Raw genomic sequence first — 18,371 nt, 5'->3', positions numbered from 1 at the left:
ATGAGTATTGAAATTAAAGTACCTGATATTGGTGACGACGAAGTAGAAGTAACCGAAATATTAGTAAGCGTTGGCGATAAAGTAGATGTTGACCAATCATTACTAAATGTTGAAGGCGACAAAGCATCAATGGAAATACCTGCTTCTCAAGCGGGGACTGTAAAAGAGATTAAAGTTAACGTTGGCGACACCGTTACAACAGGCTCTTTAGTATTTTTGTTTGAAGGCGAGAGTGAAGGCACTGATGAGAAAAATACATCAGCCGCTGCTCCAGCTAAATCTGAAGAGGCAGCACCAGCTGCTTCTACAGGTTCTTCAATTAAAGAAGTAACTGTACCAGATATTGGCGATGATGAAGTTGAAGTAACTGAAATCATGGTTGCTGTTGGTGACACCGTTTCAGAAGAGCAATCTATCTTAAACGTGGAAGGCGACAAGGCAGCAATGGAAGTTCCAGCTCCATTTGCCGGTACAGTTAAAGAAATTAAAGTAGCCGCTGGCGACACAGTTAAAACTGGCTCGTTAGTGTTTGTTTTTGAAGTAGCAGGAAGTGAATCTGCAGCACCGGCTAAAGAGTCGGCTCCTGTAGAAGCGCCAGCTGAGAGCTCAACAGCAAGTTCAGCACCAAGCACTAAAGAAGTTAATGTACCTGATATTGGTGGCGATGAAGTTGAAGTAACTGAAATTATGGTTGCCGTTGGCGACGAGGTTTCAGAAGATCAATCAATCTTAAACGTTGAAGGCGACAAAGCTGCAATGGAAGTACCAGCTCCATTTGCAGGTACAGTTAAAGAAATTAAAGTAGCCGCTGGCGATAAAGTATCGACTGGTTCATTAATTTTTGTATTTGAAGTTGCAGGCAGTGCGCCAGCGGCATCTGCACCAGCTGAAAAATCAGCACCTGCAGCAGCGGCTAAAACAGAGTCAGCACCGGCTCAAGCGGCACCTGCAAAAGCAAGTAATGAAAGCTTCACAGAAAACAGCGCGTATGCTCATGCATCACCCGTTGTTCGCCGTTTAGCGCGTGAGTTTGGTATTAACCTAGCCAACGTTAAAGGCACTGGTCGCAAAGCCCGTATAGTTAAAGAAGACGTGCAAAACTACGTTAAAAACCTAGTTAAGCAAGTTGAATCTGGTCAATTATCTGCAGGCAGTAGCGCAGGTGGTAGTGAGCTTGGTCTTATTCCATGGCCTAAAGTAGATTTTGCTAAATTTGGCGAAATTGAAGAGAAAAAGCTGTCTCGCATTCAAAAGCTATCAGGTAAAAACTTACACCGTAACTGGGTACAAATCCCACATGTTACACAATTTGATGAAGCTGATATCACAAGCCTTGAAGTATTCCGTAAAGAGCAAAATGCACTTAGCGAGAAGAAAAAACTTGGCGTTAAAATCACACCACTTGTGTTTGTGATAAAAGCAGCAGCTAAAGCACTTGCAGACTTCCCAACATTTAACTCTTCACTGTCTAACGACGGCGAAAGTTTAATTCTTAAGAAGTACATTAACATTGGTGTTGCTGTTGATACGCCAAATGGTTTAGTAGTGCCAGTGTTTAAAGATGTTGATAAAAAAGGCATTATTGAATTATCACGTGAACTAATGGAAGTATCTGTTAAAGCACGTGACGGTAAGCTTACATCGTCTGATATGCAAGGCGGCTGTTTTACTATCTCTAGCCTTGGCGGTATCGGCGGTACGGCATTTACGCCGATTGTTAATGCGCCAGAAGTTGCTATTTTAGGTGTATCTAAATCTGAAATGAAACCTAAATGGAATGGCAAAGAGTTTGAACCAAAACTAATGGTTCCGCTGTCTATGTCATACGACCATAGGGTTATTGACGGAGCATTAGCTGCACGCTTTACTGTGACTCTTGCAAGTTACATGAGCGATATTCGCCAGTTGGTGATGTAACCAGTTTAGTAAAATTGGTATACGCAATAAAATAAATAGAATCAAATCCCAGCCAGTTGTTTTTAGCTGGGATTTTTACCATTTGCAATGATACAATCTTTGTACGAATTGCATCACTTTGTGCGCTGCTCACTCTTTCTGCCTTGCAGAAACATGGCAGTTAAATTTTAGGGCAGTGTCCCGTTCAAACAATTAAGGTAAAAGCATGAGCAACGAATTAAAAACTCAAGTTGTTGTACTAGGCGGTGGTCCTGGTGGTTATTCTGCGGCTTTCCGTGCTGCTGACTTGGGCTTAGAAGTTACATTAGTAGAATCTCGCGAAACATTAGGTGGCGTATGTCTTAATGTTGGTTGTATTCCTTCTAAAGCACTTTTACACGTAGCTAAAGTGATTGATGACGCAGCAGAAATGTCATCTCACGGTGTTACTTTTGGCGCACCAAAAATCGATCTTGACCAAGTTCGTACTTGGAAAGATTCTGTAGTTGGCCAGTTAACTGGTGGACTAGAAGGCATGGCCAAAATGCGTAAAGTGAAAGTTGTATCTGGATACGGCAAATTCACTGGCAGCAATACTTTAGTAGTTGAAGGCGCAGACGGCGCTACAACTATCACGTTTGATAACGCGATTATTGCAGCAGGTTCTAAACCAGTTAACTTACCTTTCATCCCAGAAGATGACCGTGTAATTGATTCAACTGGTGCATTAGAACTTAAAGACGTACCAGAAAAACTACTTGTATTGGGTGGTGGTATTATCGGTCTTGAAATGGGTACGGTTTACCGTGCGCTAGGTTCTGCAATTGATGTTGTAGAATTTGCTGATCAATTAGTACCAGCAGCTGATAAAGACATTATCAAAATTTACCAAAAATACGTAAGCAAAAAATTCAACGTAATGCTTTCAACTAAAGTTGTTGGTGTTGAAGCTAAAGAAGACGGCTTATACGTAACGTTTGAAGGTAAAAACGCACCAGCAGAACCAGTACGTTACGACAAAGTACTTGTTGCAGTTGGCCGTACTCCAAACGGTAACTTACTTGATGCTGAAAAAGCGGGCGTAAACGTTGATGAGCGTGGCTTTATTAATGTTGATAAGCAATTACGTACTAACGTAAGCCATATTTTTGCAATTGGTGACTTAGTTGGCCAGCCTATGCTTGCGCATAAAGCGGTTCATGAAGGTCATGTTGCTGCAGAAGTTATTTCTGGTCAGAAGCATTTCTTCGACCCTAAATGTATTCCTTCAATTGCGTACACAGACCCAGAAATCGCTTGGGTAGGTGTTACTGAGAAAGAAGCAAAAGAGCAAGGCTTAAAAGTTGAAACTGCGGTATTCCCGTGGGCAGCATCTGGTCGTGCAATTGCATCTGCTCGTACTGAAGGTTCTACTAAACTTATCTTTGATAAAGAAAGTGGCCGTATAATCGGTGGTGCTATGATCGGTATTAACGCGGGCGAAATGCTTGGCGAAATCGGTTTAGGTATTGAAATGGGTGCTGATGGTGAAGACTTAGCGCTTACAATTCATGCTCACCCAACATTGAATGAATCAATCGGCCTTGCAGCTGAAATTTTTGAAGGTTCAATCACTGATTTACCAAACAAAAAAGCAGCTAAAAAGAAGTAATTTAACTTTTTAGTATTTGCTTTAAAAACCCAACTTCGGTTGGGTTTTTTTATGTCTATTTTTAACTTGGATAAATATAAGATTAAATAACAAGAAGTCGTTACAATGCGCGCTTAATTAATTGAAGGTAAATACAGTGAAAAACTCAGTTCTAGCATTACGCGCTCAACAAATAAGTGAATCTCGTCGAGAGTTTAATGCTCGAGGCGGTAAATTAGATCGTTGTGAACAATGCCTGATTGCTAAGCACTACTGTATTTGTAAAGGTGTTGAGCACGCAGATTGTAAGGCCGCTGTATGCTTACTGATGTATCATAATGAAAGCTTTAAACCTTCTAATACAGGGCGTTTAATTGCTGAAATAGTGCCAGATAACCACGCATTTAGATGGGATAGAACAGATCCTAATCCCGCTCTTTTAGCTTTAATAAATGATTCGCAGTATCAGCCTATGGTCGTCTTTCCCGCAGAAGATGTAGAAGAGGGCAGAGCCATTACAGAAGTGAGTATTGAATCAGGTAAAAAGCCGCTATTTATATTCTTAGATGGTACGTGGCGCGAAGCTAAGAAAATGATTCGTAAAAGCCCTTATTTAGATAACTTGCCTGTACTTTCTGTTACTGCTGATAAACTGTCTGATTACCGATTACGTGTAGCCCCTCATGCACATCAACTAGGCACTGCTGAAGTGGCTATTATGGTATTAGCACTTGCGGGCGAAATGGATGCATCGACAAAATTAGAGCAGCATTTTATTAAGTTTCGTGATGCGTATTTATTGGGTAAGCGCAACAAGGGCCGACCGCTAGAAGGTTAATTTTACGAAGTTAAGCAAATGCTTGCTGATTTTTTAAGTGAGCAAGTGCTTTATTTTGAATTGCTCTGAAGCCTTCTTCAGATGTTAATTGTAAAACAGTATTATACAATTGACTTATACTATTATGCACTTGAATAAACGAGATACAGTCTTCACCAATCATTTCTTTTGCTTCTTCAACTCGTTTTAAAAAGTAGCAGTTAATGTCTATTTTGCCATTAAATTGAGTCGTTGCAATTGCGTCTGCTATTCTATTAAGTTGATAACTAAACTCATCAGGTCGAGCACCCTCACCCCACTTGCTAATACGAATGTCGCGTTCTAACTGAATAATTTCGTTAAGTATATTTTTAAACTCACTCATTGGCATATTTAAAAAGTTATAACCTTTGGGGTTAAATAAAGCTTTATAGGGATTTTCGCTGGGGGTTTGGGCACTAAATACACCAATTGGTTTTGCTGTACTTGCGTCTGATACTTTACATAAAAAGGTATTACTTTGAGATGTTTTAAAATTCATATCCATTGAGTATTTATGATCCTTGCGTTATTTAGTTATCGGCGCAATTAATAAAAAACTTAGCGAAATTTAAAATATTAATAAAGTATTTTAAGGTCTTAGCATTGATTTGCTGTGACGCGATATTACTCAGTAAAGATTAGTGATAGTTGCTCAGTGCTTTACTCACCCAAATTTTAGGCAAAGAAAAGCGCGCTCTATCTCTAGGCGCGCTTGCGGAATCTTCTAATTTTCTGCATCCTGCAATTGAACTTAATCAACTCCAATTTTCACTAATCCATGTTTATTACTATATTACTTTTTAGTTCTATGTAATGTAGACCGTCCGGGCCTGTATCCTTTAATTCCTAAACATCCTGTAGGGTAAATACTATTACCAAATCCTTAATTACACTTCCTAGTGTATCCTTGTTTTAACCAATCCCTTGTGTTGCCTTAAAGGCCTGTCCATTTATTCCTTCAACATCCTGTTGAACAACTTAGCCTTGTTATTATCCTTTTCGCATCTTCCTGACGCTGTCCTTTTTACAACATTGCGTTGTGATACTCATCCTGAGCCTGTCCTAAAATCCGTGTTGTCCTGATAACCTAATCATTGGTTGGTTGAGTAAGCAGTCCATTTCCTTTTACTCAATAAGCGTCATTGCTTGGTTGATGCGTAAATTATAGTGCAATAGAGCAACTAAAATAGAGATAAAACTACATTCAATTAGTGTTTTTGCAATAGCAATAAAAATAAATCTCATATAATTCATGTGTTTAACTGTTTTTAGGTTGTTTTTTATCTTGTTTTTTACTCATTAGCTGTCACATCCGTAAGACATCTCTTACACCGTATTTCCTTTTGGGCGTTATTTACATATTTACATTTATTTAAAGTGTGCACTTTTAGAATGAGCACGGTAGAATTCGTTGATAATAACAGTTATTTAGGTGGAATAATGAAGAAAGTATTTGCACTTGTTTTAGGGGTAGTTGCATCGGCACCAGTCTTTGCAAACGATGTTGTTAACATCTACTCTTTTCGTCAACCGTTTTTAATTCAGCCAATTTTAGAAGACTTTACAAAGCAAACAGGCATAAAAACCAATGTTGTTTTTGCTAAAAAAGGGCTAATTGAGCGTGTTAAACGCGAAGGCAAGCACAGTAAAGCTGATTTAGTATTAACCTCTAACTTTAGCGCGCTTATTCAATTAGAAGATTTAAAATTAACACAAACTATAAAAAGTGACAGTGTAAATAATAATGTTCCAGCCGCCTTTCGTGACGGTGATGGCCAATGGGTTGCGCTTACTAAGCGAGTGCGTAATGTGTATTCATCAAAAGAGCGAGTTGGTGAGTTACCTAAGCTCACTTATGAAGATTTAGCAGACTCTAAATACAAAGGACAAATTTGTACGCGCTCTGGCAAACATCCATATAATTTAGGTTTAGTGGCTTCTATGATTGCACACCATGGTGAAGCGCAAACTAAAGAGTGGCTTGAAGGTGTTAAGGCTAATTTAGCACGCAAGCCTCAAGGTAACGATCGTGCTCAAGTTAAAGCTGTTAAAGAAGGTTTATGTAACTTGGCATTAGGTAATAGTTACTACCTTGGCAAAATGCTAGAAGATAAAGAACAAAAAGGTTGGGCAGAGGCCGTAAATATTAACTTTCCGAATCAAGTTAATCGTGGCTCACATATAAATGTATCGGGTGCGGTTATTACCAAATACGCTAAAAACCCTGAAAATGCATTAAAGCTCATAGAATATATGACCGACAGCAAAGCACAAAACATGTATGCCTCATTAAATATGGAGTATCCAGTTAAGTCGGGTGTTGAATTATCAACTTTGGTTGCCTCTTGGGGTAGCTTTAAAGAAGACAGCTTGCCACTTGATGAGATTAGTAAATATCGTCCGTTAGCACTTAAGCTAATTGATGAGGTGAAGTTCGATCTTTAATGACTAATAAATTTAAGCTGTCTAAATGGCAGCTCTTTGCGTGGTCGACTGGCTTAATACTATCGGCCCCGTTGTTTTTTCTTCTTTTTGAATCTCTACAAGGTAGCTCTGAGGTGTTTTCTCACCTGTGGGATACCGTGCTTTGGGATTACATAACCAATACCGTATTGTTAGTTTTAGGTGTTTGCGTCCTTAGCTGCGCCATAGCTTTGCCACTTGGGTGGCTAACGGCTTACTGTAGTTTCCCGGGTAAAAAACAGTTTGAATGGGCACTTATGCTACCCCTTGCTATGCCCACCTATATTATTGCCTATGTATACACTGATTTATTAGATTATGCGGGCCCGGTGCAAATAGCATTGAGAGAATGGTTTGGCTGGCAATCACCTAACGACTATTGGTTTTTTGATATACGAACATTACCCGGCGCCATAGTTATGATTGCCTTGGTACTTTACCCGTATTTATTTTTAATTTTTAAAACAGCCCTTCGCGAGCAGTCATTCAAATTAGTACAAGCTAGTCAGTTAATGGGGCTATCTCCTGGGCAAAGCTTTTTTAAAGTCAGCTTAGTACTCTCTCGTGGGGCAATTGTGGCGGCCCTTGCACTTATTAGTATGGAAACCATGGCCGACTTTGCAACAGTGAGTTATTTTGCCGTAAGTACATTAACAACCGCCGTATACGATACGTGGTTTGGTTATTACTCACTTACAGCGGCCGCTAAAATATCGGGTGTGATGTTACTTCTGTTATTTTTAGCATTAATGGCAGAGCGTTTTAGTCGCCGAAACCAAGCGGTATTTGAGCGACAATCAAGTGTAAATAGTGAATCTCTCTATGTATTAAAAGGAAAGTCTGCTTGGCTCGCAACGGGATTTTGTAGCTTTATTTTACTTATCGCTTTTGTAATTCCTATTGCAGTACTTATAAATTATGCCATTACCTACTTTGATAAAGCATGGGATGTAGAGTTTTTTAGTTACGCTTGGCAAAGTTTAAAGGTGGCGGGAGTTGTAAGTGTTATAACCATTACATTGAGTGTTTTTGTGGTTTTTTATCAGCGTGTTGCAAAGCAAACGTATCCGCTTATTCCTGGTCGTTTAGCAAGCACAGGCTATGCGCTGCCAGGAACTGTACTCGCTATTGCGGTTTTATTACCTCTTACATTATTAGAGAACACCATTAACACAGCGCTCGAGAAGTATAACTTAGACATTGGCTTACTACTTACAGGTAGCATTCTTACTATTATTATTGCTTATATTGTTAGGTTTTACGCCATTGCACACGGAGCAATTGAGTCGAGTTTTTTACGTATTAGTCCATCACTTGATATGGCAAGCCAATCAATGGGTAAAAGCCAAGGGCAAACGCTGCGTTTAGTGCATCTACCTTTACTGCGAAGAGGGTTACTCACTGCTGCCTTATTGGTATTTATTGAATGTATGAAAGAGTTGCCAGCTGCGCTATTGCTCAGACCGTTTAATTTTGAAAGCTTAGCTACTCATGTATTTCAGTATGTGAGTGATGAGCAATTAGAGCTTGCTTCAATATCTGCATTATTTATTGTTATTGTTGGGTTTATTCCTTTGTATTTTATTAATCGTTCTATGGAGCAGCGTAGTTAAATGAGTAGTTTAATTTTACAAGGCGTGAGCTATCACTATAACGGCACAAAGGTTATTCACGATTTAGATTTAACAGTGGGTAAAGATGAAATTGTTTGTCTACTCGGGGCGAGTGGATGCGGCAAAACAACCACATTAAAGGCGATTGCAGGTTTAATTGAAGCCAAGCAAGGGTCTATTTTTATAGACGGTAAATTAGTGAGTGATGAGCAATCTTTTGTCTCACCTGAGCATCGTAACATCGGCATGATGTTTCAAGATTATGCGTTGTTTCCGCATTTAACGGTGGCAAATAATATTGCATTCGGGCTTGGTAATATGAGCAAAGCTCAAAAGCAGCAACGCGTTGATGAAATGCTTAAGCTTGTGCATTTAATTGGATGTGCTGACAGGTTTCCACATCAGTTATCGGGTGGCCAACAGCAACGCGTCGCTATAGCTCGTGCATTAGCTTATAAACCTAGTTTATTACTCCTTGATGAGCCTTTTTCAAACATCGACACACAAGTACGCTTTGAATTAATTGCCGATATACGTCGAATTATTAAGGCAACTCAAGTATCTGCTGTGTTTGTTTCACACTCAAAAGAAGAGGCGTTTGCGTTTTCAGATACACTTGCCATTATGCATCGCGGTAAAATTGAGCAACAAGGCACGCCTGAGCAGCTTTTTGCAGCTCCATGTTCAAAGGAGGTTGCAGAGTTTCTGGGTCAGGGCATATACTTAAGCGCAGAAGTGTTAACCGCAACTGAATATAAAACACCATTTGGTTTAGTCGAATCTTATGTTGAGAGTAAGCATAATGTAAGTGCAGGGCTTATATATGTGCGCCCTCATCAAATAGAATTAGTGGCAGATAACCAAAGTGACAAATTCAGCAAGCGAGCTACAATCATAAGTCGTCGCTTTATTGGTTCGGCGTATGTTTATTCGCTTGTTATTGATGAACAAGAAATTGAAGTTGCTGCACAATATGGCCAGTCATTTGAAAATAATGATCAGGTTATAATAAAAATAAAACCTCACACGGTGAATTTTTTCGAATCGTAATTAATTTGTTATTCGCTGTGTTTTTATCTGTAAAACTAAGGAATAACAATGGCGCAAGCGCAATCAGGGATTTGTGCTGAAGCAAACTTACACGGTTTGCACTTATTTTTTAATGTGTTTGATGGTCAAGACGAATCACTTCGCGCAAAGTTAAAACAAGTAAGCGCTATAGAAGAAGAGTTTAGCGATCAATTTTCAGAATCAATGCTCTCTTGTATGGTTGCTATTGGTGCGCAATACTGGCCGCATATCCTCCCTGAATACATTCCAAGCGAATTACAGAGCTTTCCCAATATAACCCATAGCGATCACCAAATGAGTGTACAACCGTGTGATTTATTTGTGCAAATTCGCTCTGACCGTGAAGATGTTAACCATTTATTTGCGCTGCAAATTTTAAAATTATTTGCCCCCGATGTTGAGCTGGTGGAGCAAATTCGGAATTTTCGCTTTTTAGATGGTCGTGATTTTAACGGTTTTATTTATGGTGGCGACACCGCACATGGAAGAAAAAAGCGCGCTACGGCTTTAATCAGCAACCCTGGTAGCTTTGAAGATCAGGGGAGTTATATTCATGTTCAGCGTTATAAACATGATTTAACTATGTGGCAGCATTTATCATTGAGTGAGCAAGAGCAAATAATGGGACGTACGCGTCTTGATAACACGCTAATTACCCCAGCGATCGAAACCAGCCATGCTTCGCGAAGTGAGCTAAAAGACGGAGACGGACAACCGCTACTATTAAATCAAAGCATGCCTTATGGCGACGTGTATGAGCAGGGAATGTTATCAATTACATGCGCTTGTACGGGCACCGCGTTTGAAAAAGTACTTAATAGTCGTTTAGGGGAAGGGGATTGCTACGACCACTGGCTTGATTTTACTCAAGCCGATATGGGCTCTACTTTCTTTGCACCTTCAATAGGGTTTTTAAAACAAATTTAATTTGCTATTAAACCGTATCAAATAAAATGCGAACGCGTTCAAGAGTTACATCTATTTCAGATATTTTAGCAGGAGCGATAAAAATAGTGTCATCGCCGGCAATAGTTCCTAGTACGCCATCTGCTTTACCTAATGAATCTAATAAACGTGCAATAAGCTGAGCAGCACCTGGGCTGGTACGAATGATGATCATCATTTCGTTGTGCATAATGTCGATTACTAATTGGCGTAATGGGCTTTTAGCCGTAGGCACACCCATTTCAGCAGGTAAGCAGTAAACCATTTCTTGTTTGGCATTGCGTGTGCGTACAGCGCCAAATTTACTTAACATGCGTGATACTTTACTTTGGCTTATATTGTCAAAACCTTGATCTTTTAACGCATCAACTATTTCGCCTTGAGAGCCAAAATTTTCTTCTTTTAATAGTGATTTAAATGCTTTTACCAGTGCTTCTTGTTTATCTTGTGGTTGCATAGTCTTTATTCGTTTTTGTTATTTATGCCGCAAATTCTACACAAAAATGAATAATTATGCAGCAGTTGTTTAGTTAACTTGCCAGTTTGATGCGTTAAATCACAAAAGTTTACGACTATGGTCGAAAATATACTTGAAATAGACAGGATAAATTTGTTTTTAGTCGCTAATTTCATTATCTTAAGAGCCACAAATGTTTCCTACCTCAAATTACGGAGAATTCCAATGAAAGTTGCTGTATTAGGTGCTGCAGGCGGTATCGGCCAAGCGTTGTCTTTATTATTAAAAACAGGCTTACCAGCTGGCTCTGAATTATCACTTTATGATGTTGCACCAGTAGTACCAGGTGTTGCGGTTGACCTTTCTCACATCCCAACAGATGTTAAAGTAGCAGGCTTTGGCGCAGACGAATTAAACAAAGCGCTTGAAGGTTCTGACATCGTTCTTATCCCAGCGGGTATGCCACGTAAACCAGGTATGGATCGTGCTGATTTATTTAATGTAAATGCTGGTATCATCAAAACTTTAGCAGAAGGCATTGTTGCTAGCTGTCCTAAAGCGTTAGTAGGTATTATTACTAACCCAGTAAATGGCACAGTTCCAATCGTTGCTGAAGTATTCAAAAAAGCAGGTACTTACGACGCTAAACGCGTATTCGGTATTACTACGCTTGACGTTATTCGTTCAGAAGCATTTGTTGCTGAACTTAAAGGCGTAGACGTAGCAACTGTGAAAGTACCAGTAATTGGTGGTCACTCAGGCACAACTATTCTTCCTCTACTTTCTCAAGTTGAAGGTGTTTCTTTCACTGATGAAGAAGTTGCTGCACTTACTCCACGTATCCAAAATGCGGGTACTGAAGTTGTAAATGCTAAAGCAGGCGGTGGTTCAGCTACGCTATCTATGGGTGCTGCTGCAGCTCGTTTTTGTATGTCTTTAGTTAAAGGCCTACAGGGTGAAGAAGTTGTAGATTACGCTTACGTTGCTGTTGAAAATGGCGATGCAGAGTACTTTGCACATCCAGTACGTTTAGGTAAAAACGGCGTAGAAGAAATTCTTTCTTACGGCGAACTAAGCGCATTTGAAACAAAAGCAAAAAATGACATGCTTGAAACACTGAAAAAAGACATCAAAGAAGGTGTTGATTTCATGGCGTAATAGCCAAAGTAGAATAACAAAAAAGCCTGCATTTGCAGGCTTTTTTATTACTCAGAATTAATGTCACACTGTGTAACTAGTTAAAACTAGTGGTCGCGGTCAACCGCAATACGAGCAAGGCTTATGAGTGCTTGCTTATAGTCAGACTCAGCTAAAAAGTCTAAACACGCAATAGCTTTGTCAGCTTCAAGCTCTGCTTTTTGCATTGTAAATTCAAGCGCATTAGTTTGCTTTAGTGCCGATAAAATTTCTTCTAAATGCTCCATACCATTACAGTGCTCTATTGCATCACGAATAAGCTGTGTTTGCTGCTCGCTACCATGTTGCATGGCATAAATAAGTGGAAGCGTTGGTTTGCCTTCAGCTAAATCATCACCAATATTTTTACCCAACTGCTCAGCATCTGCATTGTAATCAAGTACGTCATCCACTAACTGAAATGCAGTACCTAAATGCATACCGTACAGGTTTAGTGCATCGAGAGTACTTTGATCTTGCTCAGTAATAATGGCAGCAAGCCCTGTCGCTGCTTCAAACAACTTAGCTGTTTTAGAGTAAATAACCTGCATATAACTGGCTTCGGTCGTATCTGGGTCGTTGCAGTTCATTAACTGCAATACTTCACCTTCAGCAATAATGTTTGTTGCATCGGCAAGTACTTGCATAACCTGCATTTTGCCAAGGCCAACCATAAGCTGAAATGAACGAGTGTAAATAAAGTCACCAACCAATACGCTAGCAGCATTACCAAATTCAGCATTTGCTGTAGGCGTGCCACGTCGTAAGTTTGATTCATCTACAACATCATCATGCAATAGCGTTGCTGTATGAATAAACTCAACAATTGCTGCAAGTGTTATGTGATCTTTACCCTGATAACCGAGCGCTTTGGCTGCTAAAATTGCCAGCATTGGACGAACGCGTTTGCCGCCACTGCTAACTATATATAAACCAAGCTGATTAACTAACGCCACATCTGAGCGCATTTGCGCATGTATAAGTTGATTGACGTCATTCATATCGCTTTCGATTAACGCCTGGATAGCTTTTATATCCATTGATCTCCGAGCCAATTTTTATGTGTGAACGGCGCAGATTGTACAACAAAAAATGCACTAGCTCGATATTTTGTGACGATTGATTGAAAAAACACTATTAAAGTACTTAATTTAGACTGAATTGGCCAAGATAACTGATTAATTGATAATCAATATGCAGTTTGTGGTGTGCTTAGATATTAAGCTGTGAGGGTCATATTTGAGTACATTAGTTTATTTTGACTAAGAGTTAAAAAGCGCTTGGCAAAAGGGCTAATTAATATAAAATGGGGTAAATATTGAATTGCTCTCAAAGCAGCTACTTTTTATTCATTTTAATTACAAAATAGGCTTGCTAGTTATTTCGCGTTAGCGTAAACTTCGCGCCCTATCGAAGAATATTTTAGTTGCGCCGATTTGAGGGTGCACAGACGGAGTTAATTATGTACGCGGTTTTCCAAAGTGGTGGTAAACAGCATCGTGTGACTGAAGGTCAAACGATTCGTCTTGAAAAATTAGACGTTGAAACTGGTGCGGCAGTAGAATTTGATTCAGTACTTTTAGTTGCTGATGGTGAGAAAATCGAGATCGGTGTACCGTTCGTAAACGGTGGCAAGATAACAGCTGAGGTTGTTTCACATGGTCGCGGTGAGAAGATTAAGGTTGTTAAATTTAGACGCCGTAAGCATTCTCGTAAGCAAATGGGCCATCGTCAATGGTTCACTGAAGTTAAAATCACTAGCATTAGCGCTTAATTAGAGGTACTTAGAAATGGCACATAAAAAAGCAGCTGGTAGTACTCGTAACGGTCGCGATTCAGAAAGCAAACGCCTAGGTGTTAAGCGTTTTGGTGGCGAATCAGTTCTAGCGGGTAGCATCATTGTTCGTCAGCGTGGAACTCGTTTCCACCCTGGTACTAACGTAGGTATCGGTAAAGACCACACTATCTTCGCAAAAGCAGATGGTAAAGTTCAGTTTGAACAAAAAGGTCCTTTAAACCGTAAATACGTAACTATCGTAACTGAGTAATCAGTAAGGTAGTTAAAAACCCCGCCTTTGCGGGGTTTTTTGTTTTGTAGTCAGCCAATATATACCCAAGCCTGCATTTGTGCTGGCTTGGGTATATAATAGAGTTATTAAACAAGCCAATCCCTAAAGTGAGTAATCATGAAGTTTGTAGATGAAGTAGAAATTCGCGCAGAAGCTGGAGACGGTGGCAGCGGCATCGTGTCTTTCCGTCGTGAAAAATATGTTCCAGATGGTGGACCAGACGGCGGTGACGGTGGAGACGGTGGTAGTGTTTATCTACAAGCTGATGAAAACTTAAATACCCTAATTGATTATCAGTTTGAGCGTTTCCATAGGGCTGAACGTGGCACTAACGGTCGTAGCCGTAACTGTACAGGCCGAAAAGCCGACGACTTATTTGTTATGGTGCCTGTAGGCACACGCATCATGGATGTTGATACCCAAGAGGGACTTGGCGACTTAACTCAACATGGTCAACGAATTTTGGTTGCAAAAGGTGGTTTCCACGGCTTGGGGAATGCACGTTTTAAATCAAGTACTAACCGAGCACCTCGTCAAAAAACATTGGGCACACCTGGTGAAGTACGTAACTTAAAATTAGAGTTACTATTATTAGCTGATGTAGGCTTACTCGGATTACCTAATGCAGGTAAATCTACGTTTATCCGCAGTGTATCTGCAGCGAGACCAAAAGTAGCTGATTACCCATTCACGACGCTTATTCCTAATTTAGGTGTGGTACGTCCTGAAGCAAATAAATCATTTGTTATAGCCGATATTCCAGGTCTAATTGAAGGTGCATCTGATGGTGCAGGCCTTGGTATTCGCTTCTTGAAGCATTTAGAGCGTTGTCGTGTGTTATTACACATTATTGATGTAATGCCGGTAGATGGTTCAAACCCTGTTGATAATGCGTTTTCGATTATTAACGAACTGCACCAATACAGCCCTAAATTAGCTGAGAAGCCACGCTGGTTAGTATTTAATAAAATAGATTTATTACCAGAGGATGAAGCAAAAGCGTTATGCGAATCGATTGCAGAAGAGCTGGGCGAAACTGAAAATATTTATCACATCTCAGCAATTAATAAACTTAATACTCAACCTTTAATCCACAACATAATGACGCTCCTTGATAGCATGCCTAAAGAGAAGTTTGTACAAGTTGAGGATGAAGAAGTTGAATTCAAGTGGGATACCTATCATGAAAAAGCCACTAAAGGTAAGGGCAATGATGATGATTGGGACGACTGGGATGAAGATGATTACGACGTAGAAGTAGTCTACGAGCGTTAATTAAATAGAATTTATTAAAAAGGAGCTTATGCTCCTTTTTCTTTGTTTAAGAATAAAGTACTAGGTGTTTATTATGATAATTTCAATGATTGCAGCAATGGCAAATAACCGTGTAATTGGCCTAGATAATAAAATGCCATGGCATTTACCAGCGGATCTTCAGCATTTTAAAAAAGTAACTACGGGTAAACCTGTGATCATGGGTCGTAAAACGTTTGAGTCAATAGGCCGTCCTTTACCTGGGCGTCGTAATATTATTATTACTCGAAACAGCGAATATACTGCAGAGGGTATTGAAGTGGTAACTACACCAGAGGCTGCACTAGAGTTAGTTTGTGCTGTTGAAGAAGTAATGATTATTGGTGGCGGTAATATTTATGAGCAATTTTTACCAAAAGCAGAACGCTTGTATTTAACCTTTATTGATTTAGATATTAAAGGCGATACACAGTTTCCCGATTACAATAAAGTTGCTAATTGGGACGTGAGAGAAGAGCAAGAAAACCTCCCTGATGAAAAAAACAAATCTAGTTATAACTTCGTAACCTTATATAAAGCACGTTAACATTATTGCGTAATTTTTAGTAGGTTGGTATAATATTAAACAGTCTATATAAGAATAAAGTACCATAAAGGGTTTGTCATGTTTAAATTATCAAAGCTAGTTGTACTTACTGCTGTTATCGCTGTAAGTTCATTTTCGTACACAGCACCTGCAAGTGCTGAAGATCAATTAGCGGTATCTATTTGTGAGTATATTGCTGCTGATGATAAAAACCGATTACGCAGCAAGCTTAAAAGCTCTCGTGTAAAAATCCGTAATATTTATGATGCAGTACAATGTAATGGTAATAATTTATTACGCCATGCTGTTGCTAGTAATGCAGTGGATACTGGTGAGTATATAGTTAAAAACTTATCAAAAAGTGCTTTAACAGATGGTGCCGATATTGCTTGGGCTGAAGGCAACTTTGCCAGTTCACCACTTATTGCAGTAATTAAAGATCGCGCTGGTCTTTAATCATAAATAGATTTTACAGCTCTACTTCCAATAAGTATTGTTGAAAAATTGATTGGTCTAGGTTTGTTATTAATAACAAACCTAGACTGGTTTCTCTTAGCTAATCTAATCTCACTTCCCAACAAAATCATTAATAAATTCACTATTTACCTATCTATTTTATATACCCAAAGTGTAGAGACTTCACTTTAAAAGCAGCTTCAAATTTACTTCTTCAAAAGAGGTAACTTTGTTCAGCTAGTATCTATTTTGTATCTGCTAGTTTATGTACAAACTTAATCACTAAGGATAGATATGAAAGCTGTAATTCCAGTGGCAGGCTTAGGGACAAGAATGCTCCCTATGACAAAAGCTATTCCAAAAGAAATGCTCCCTATAGTCGATAAACCTCTTATCCAATATATTGTCAGCGAATGTGTGTCTGCTGGTATTAAAGATATCGTATTAGTGACGCATAGCTCTAAAAATGCAATCGAAAACCATTTTGATACAAGTTACGAGCTAGAAGCTACTCTTGAAAAGCGGGTTAAACGTGCTTTATTAGATGAAATACGCTCTATTTGTCCGCCTGACGTAACTATTATGAGTGTTCGCCAAGGTGAAGCTAAAGGGCTGGGGCATGCTATCTTGTGCGCTAAACCAATAGTTGGTGACGATAACTTTGTCGTACTCCTGCCAGATGTGATACTTGATGCTTATACTGCCGATCAAAAAACTGAAAACTTAGCGGCTATGATTAAACGCTTTAAAGAAACTCAAGCAAGTCAAATAATGCTTGAGCCAGTAGCTAAAGAAGACGTTAGTAAATATGGTATTGCTGATATAAACGGTGTTGAGTTAATGCCAGGTAAAAGTGCTGCAATTAAAGCGATGGTTGAAAAACCTGATGCAGACTTAGCACCTTCAAATCTTGCTGTTGTAGGGCGATATGTACTGAGTAAGAATATTTGGCCTCTACTCGCAAAAACGACAGTAGGTGCTGGCGGTGAAATACAACTTACAGACTCTATTGATGCATTAATGGCACAAGAAACCGTTGAAGCATTCCATATGAGTGGGCGTTCACATGATTGTGGAGACAAACTTGGTTATTTAAAAGCTATAGTTGAGTACAGTATGCGTGACGAAAAGTTAGGTAATGACTTTTCTCGCTTTATAAATGATTTGAATTTGCCTTAACTACAGAGCAATAAATTTTATGAAAACTATAGAAGCTAAAATAGTTTTCATAAAATGTAGTGAACACGGTCTACAAACCTTTGCTAGACTACTCTGAGTTACTAAGTTAGTTACACTTTACCTACACTGTAATAGGTTACGTAGTATGATTGTTACTTATTCTGTATTGATCTTTTAAAGGAACCACCATGATTGAGCAAGGCCAAGAATTACCATCGGTTACGTTAACGCAATTAACTGACGACGGTATGCAATCTCTTACAAATAAAGAGTTGTTTGAAGGTAAAAAAGTCGTGTTATTTGCAGTGCCAGGTGCATTTACACCAACGTGTTCAAATGCACATTTACCTGAATTTATTACCCTTGCTGATAAAATTAAAGCAAAAGGTGTTGATGCTATTTACTGTGTATCTGTTAATGACGCATTTGTTATGAAAGCATGGGGCGACTCGCAGAACGCGCAAGAAATTACAATGCTTGCTGATGGCGATGGAAGTTTTACTAAATCGTTAGGGCTTGATAAAGATACCGCTAGTTTTGGTGGTTTACGCTCAACGCGTTACGCTATGATTGTTGAAAATGCAGTAGTAACTGGTTTATTTGTAGAGCAAGACAAAGAGTTTGTTGTAAGCCGTGCAGAATCAGTACTAGAGAAGCTATAACAGTAATAAAGTGTAGGTTTTAGCTTTAATTAATCAGCTACTTACTATTTAAAAA

General features: G+C 39.2%; 18 protein-coding genes. 15 read left to right on the top strand and 3 right to left on the bottom strand.

Annotated elements, in window-relative coordinates:
- From aceF to QL998_RS04855, 3 genes are all read left to right on the top strand, one after another.
- On the top strand, positions 1–1,917 hold the full coding sequence (aceF, locus tag QL998_RS04865) for a pyruvate dehydrogenase complex dihydrolipoyllysine-residue acetyltransferase (RefSeq protein ID WP_290192244.1): 1,917 nt from the start codon (positions 1–3) through the stop codon (positions 1,915–1,917).
- A 205-nt stretch (positions 1,918–2,122) separates the two neighbouring features.
- Positions 2,123–3,547, top strand: a complete 1,425-nt coding sequence (gene lpdA, locus QL998_RS04860; RefSeq protein WP_002957761.1) for a dihydrolipoyl dehydrogenase — start codon at positions 2,123–2,125, stop codon at positions 3,545–3,547.
- 136 nt (positions 3,548–3,683) lie between these two features.
- Complete coding sequence (locus tag QL998_RS04855) at positions 3,684–4,364, top strand: tRNA-uridine aminocarboxypropyltransferase (protein ID WP_024594643.1); 681 nt, start codon at positions 3,684–3,686, stop codon at positions 4,362–4,364.
- 10 nt (positions 4,365–4,374) lie between these two features.
- Here the strand turns inward: QL998_RS04855 and QL998_RS04850 are convergent, their stop codons facing one another.
- Positions 4,375–4,890: a hypothetical protein gene (locus QL998_RS04850; RefSeq protein ID WP_024604547.1), complete on the bottom strand. Its 516-nt coding sequence runs from the start codon at positions 4,888–4,890 to the stop codon at positions 4,375–4,377.
- 935 nt (positions 4,891–5,825) lie between these two features.
- Here QL998_RS04850 and QL998_RS04845 point away from each other — a divergent pair.
- From QL998_RS04845 to QL998_RS04830, 4 genes are read left to right on the top strand one after another with little or no spacing between them, the layout of a single operon-like run.
- On the top strand, positions 5,826–6,830 hold the full coding sequence (locus tag QL998_RS04845; RefSeq protein ID WP_182694322.1) for a Fe(3+) ABC transporter substrate-binding protein: 1,005 nt from the start codon (positions 5,826–5,828) through the stop codon (positions 6,828–6,830).
- Positions 6,830–8,461 (top strand): iron ABC transporter permease, encoded by a 1,632-nt coding sequence (locus tag QL998_RS04840; protein ID WP_290192243.1) that lies wholly within the window; start codon positions 6,830–6,832, stop codon positions 8,459–8,461. Before QL998_RS04845 ends, QL998_RS04840 begins: the two co-directional genes overlap by 1 nt.
- Entirely contained in the window at positions 8,462–9,511 is a 1,050-nt protein-coding gene (locus QL998_RS04835; protein WP_165744811.1) for an ABC transporter ATP-binding protein, read from the top strand.
- A gap of 48 nt (positions 9,512–9,559) precedes the next feature.
- Positions 9,560–10,459, top strand: a complete 900-nt coding sequence (locus QL998_RS04830) for a Dyp-type peroxidase (RefSeq protein WP_290192242.1) — start codon at positions 9,560–9,562, stop codon at positions 10,457–10,459.
- A gap of 7 nt (positions 10,460–10,466) precedes the next feature.
- On the opposite strand, the gene argR is transcribed toward QL998_RS04830, so the two are convergent.
- A complete protein-coding gene (gene argR, locus QL998_RS04825) occupies positions 10,467–10,934 on the bottom strand; it encodes a transcriptional regulator ArgR (RefSeq protein WP_002957753.1) in 468 nt (155 codons plus the stop codon).
- Positions 10,935–11,159: 225 nt separating this feature from the next.
- Here argR and mdh point away from each other — a divergent pair, with 225 nt between their 5' ends.
- Entirely contained in the window at positions 11,160–12,092 is a 933-nt protein-coding gene (mdh, locus tag QL998_RS04820) for a malate dehydrogenase (protein ID WP_007586102.1), read from the top strand.
- An 86-nt stretch (positions 12,093–12,178) separates the two neighbouring features.
- Here mdh and ispB read toward each other — a convergent pair whose 3' ends face one another.
- The gene (gene ispB / locus QL998_RS04815) at positions 12,179–13,150 is read right to left on the bottom strand and encodes an octaprenyl diphosphate synthase (protein WP_290192241.1); all 972 of its coding nucleotides are present in this window, start codon (positions 13,148–13,150) and stop codon (positions 12,179–12,181) included.
- A 422-nt stretch (positions 13,151–13,572) separates the two neighbouring features.
- On the opposite strand from ispB, the gene rplU reads away from it, so the two are divergent.
- The 7 genes from rplU (at position 13,573) to QL998_RS04780 (ending at position 18,316) form a co-directional block, all read left to right on the top strand.
- The gene (gene rplU / locus QL998_RS04810; RefSeq protein WP_002957748.1) at positions 13,573–13,884 is read left to right on the top strand and encodes a 50S ribosomal protein L21; all 312 of its coding nucleotides are present in this window, start codon (positions 13,573–13,575) and stop codon (positions 13,882–13,884) included.
- A 16-nt stretch (positions 13,885–13,900) separates the two neighbouring features.
- Positions 13,901–14,158, top strand: a complete 258-nt coding sequence (rpmA, locus tag QL998_RS04805; protein ID WP_002957747.1) for a 50S ribosomal protein L27 — start codon at positions 13,901–13,903, stop codon at positions 14,156–14,158.
- 138 nt (positions 14,159–14,296) lie between these two features.
- Complete coding sequence (gene cgtA, locus QL998_RS04800) at positions 14,297–15,454, top strand: Obg family GTPase CgtA (RefSeq protein WP_002957746.1); 1,158 nt, start codon at positions 14,297–14,299, stop codon at positions 15,452–15,454.
- Between the two features lie 73 nt (positions 15,455–15,527).
- Complete coding sequence (gene folA, locus QL998_RS04795) at positions 15,528–16,019, top strand: type 3 dihydrofolate reductase (protein ID WP_182193978.1); 492 nt, start codon at positions 15,528–15,530, stop codon at positions 16,017–16,019.
- Between the two features lie 78 nt (positions 16,020–16,097).
- Positions 16,098–16,475 carry a DUF3718 domain-containing protein gene (locus tag QL998_RS04790; RefSeq protein ID WP_182193981.1) on the top strand — a complete coding sequence of 126 codons (378 nt, stop codon included), beginning with the start codon at positions 16,098–16,100 and terminating at the stop codon, positions 16,473–16,475.
- A gap of 294 nt (positions 16,476–16,769) precedes the next feature.
- Complete coding sequence (gene galU, locus QL998_RS04785; protein WP_290192240.1) at positions 16,770–17,654, top strand: UTP--glucose-1-phosphate uridylyltransferase GalU; 885 nt, start codon at positions 16,770–16,772, stop codon at positions 17,652–17,654.
- 188 nt (positions 17,655–17,842) lie between these two features.
- Positions 17,843–18,316, top strand: coding sequence for a peroxiredoxin (locus QL998_RS04780; protein WP_007586078.1), 474 nt, complete (start codon positions 17,843–17,845; stop codon positions 18,314–18,316).
- The last annotated feature ends 55 nt before the right edge of the window (positions 18,317–18,371 follow it).

This window comes from Pseudoalteromonas sp. APC 3691 (assembly GCF_030408135.1).
Taxonomy (GTDB): domain Bacteria; phylum Pseudomonadota; class Gammaproteobacteria; order Enterobacterales; family Alteromonadaceae; genus Pseudoalteromonas.
The sequence above is the reverse complement of the archived record's forward strand: the minus strand, read 5'-3'. Positions and strand labels throughout refer to the sequence as shown.

Excerpts from the sequence above, each read along its gene's own strand:
- aceF (WP_290192244.1), top strand. The coding sequence starts at position 1 with ATGAGTATTGAAATTAAAGTACCTGATATTGGTGACGACGAAGTAGAA.
- lpdA (WP_002957761.1), top strand. The coding sequence starts at position 2,123 with ATGAGCAACGAATTAAAAACTCAAGTTGTTGTACTAGGCGGTGGTCCT.
- QL998_RS04850 (WP_024604547.1), bottom strand. The coding sequence starts at position 4,890 with ATGGATATGAATTTTAAAACATCTCAAAGTAATACCTTTTTATGTAAA.
- QL998_RS04845 (WP_182694322.1), top strand. The coding sequence starts at position 5,826 with ATGAAGAAAGTATTTGCACTTGTTTTAGGGGTAGTTGCATCGGCACCA.
- QL998_RS04840 (WP_290192243.1), top strand. The coding sequence starts at position 6,830 with ATGACTAATAAATTTAAGCTGTCTAAATGGCAGCTCTTTGCGTGGTCG.
- QL998_RS04835 (WP_165744811.1), top strand. The coding sequence starts at position 8,462 with ATGAGTAGTTTAATTTTACAAGGCGTGAGCTATCACTATAACGGCACA.
- QL998_RS04830 (WP_290192242.1), top strand. The coding sequence starts at position 9,560 with ATGGCGCAAGCGCAATCAGGGATTTGTGCTGAAGCAAACTTACACGGT.
- argR (WP_002957753.1), bottom strand. The coding sequence starts at position 10,934 with ATGCAACCACAAGATAAACAAGAAGCACTGGTAAAAGCATTTAAATCA.
- mdh (WP_007586102.1), top strand. The coding sequence starts at position 11,160 with ATGAAAGTTGCTGTATTAGGTGCTGCAGGCGGTATCGGCCAAGCGTTG.
- ispB (WP_290192241.1), bottom strand. The coding sequence starts at position 13,150 with ATGGATATAAAAGCTATCCAGGCGTTAATCGAAAGCGATATGAATGAC.
- rplU (WP_002957748.1), top strand. The coding sequence starts at position 13,573 with ATGTACGCGGTTTTCCAAAGTGGTGGTAAACAGCATCGTGTGACTGAA.
- rpmA (WP_002957747.1), top strand. The coding sequence starts at position 13,901 with ATGGCACATAAAAAAGCAGCTGGTAGTACTCGTAACGGTCGCGATTCA.
- cgtA (WP_002957746.1), top strand. The coding sequence starts at position 14,297 with ATGAAGTTTGTAGATGAAGTAGAAATTCGCGCAGAAGCTGGAGACGGT.
- folA (WP_182193978.1), top strand. The coding sequence starts at position 15,528 with ATGATAATTTCAATGATTGCAGCAATGGCAAATAACCGTGTAATTGGC.
- QL998_RS04790 (WP_182193981.1), top strand. The coding sequence starts at position 16,098 with ATGTTTAAATTATCAAAGCTAGTTGTACTTACTGCTGTTATCGCTGTA.
- galU (WP_290192240.1), top strand. The coding sequence starts at position 16,770 with ATGAAAGCTGTAATTCCAGTGGCAGGCTTAGGGACAAGAATGCTCCCT.
- QL998_RS04780 (WP_007586078.1), top strand. The coding sequence starts at position 17,843 with ATGATTGAGCAAGGCCAAGAATTACCATCGGTTACGTTAACGCAATTA.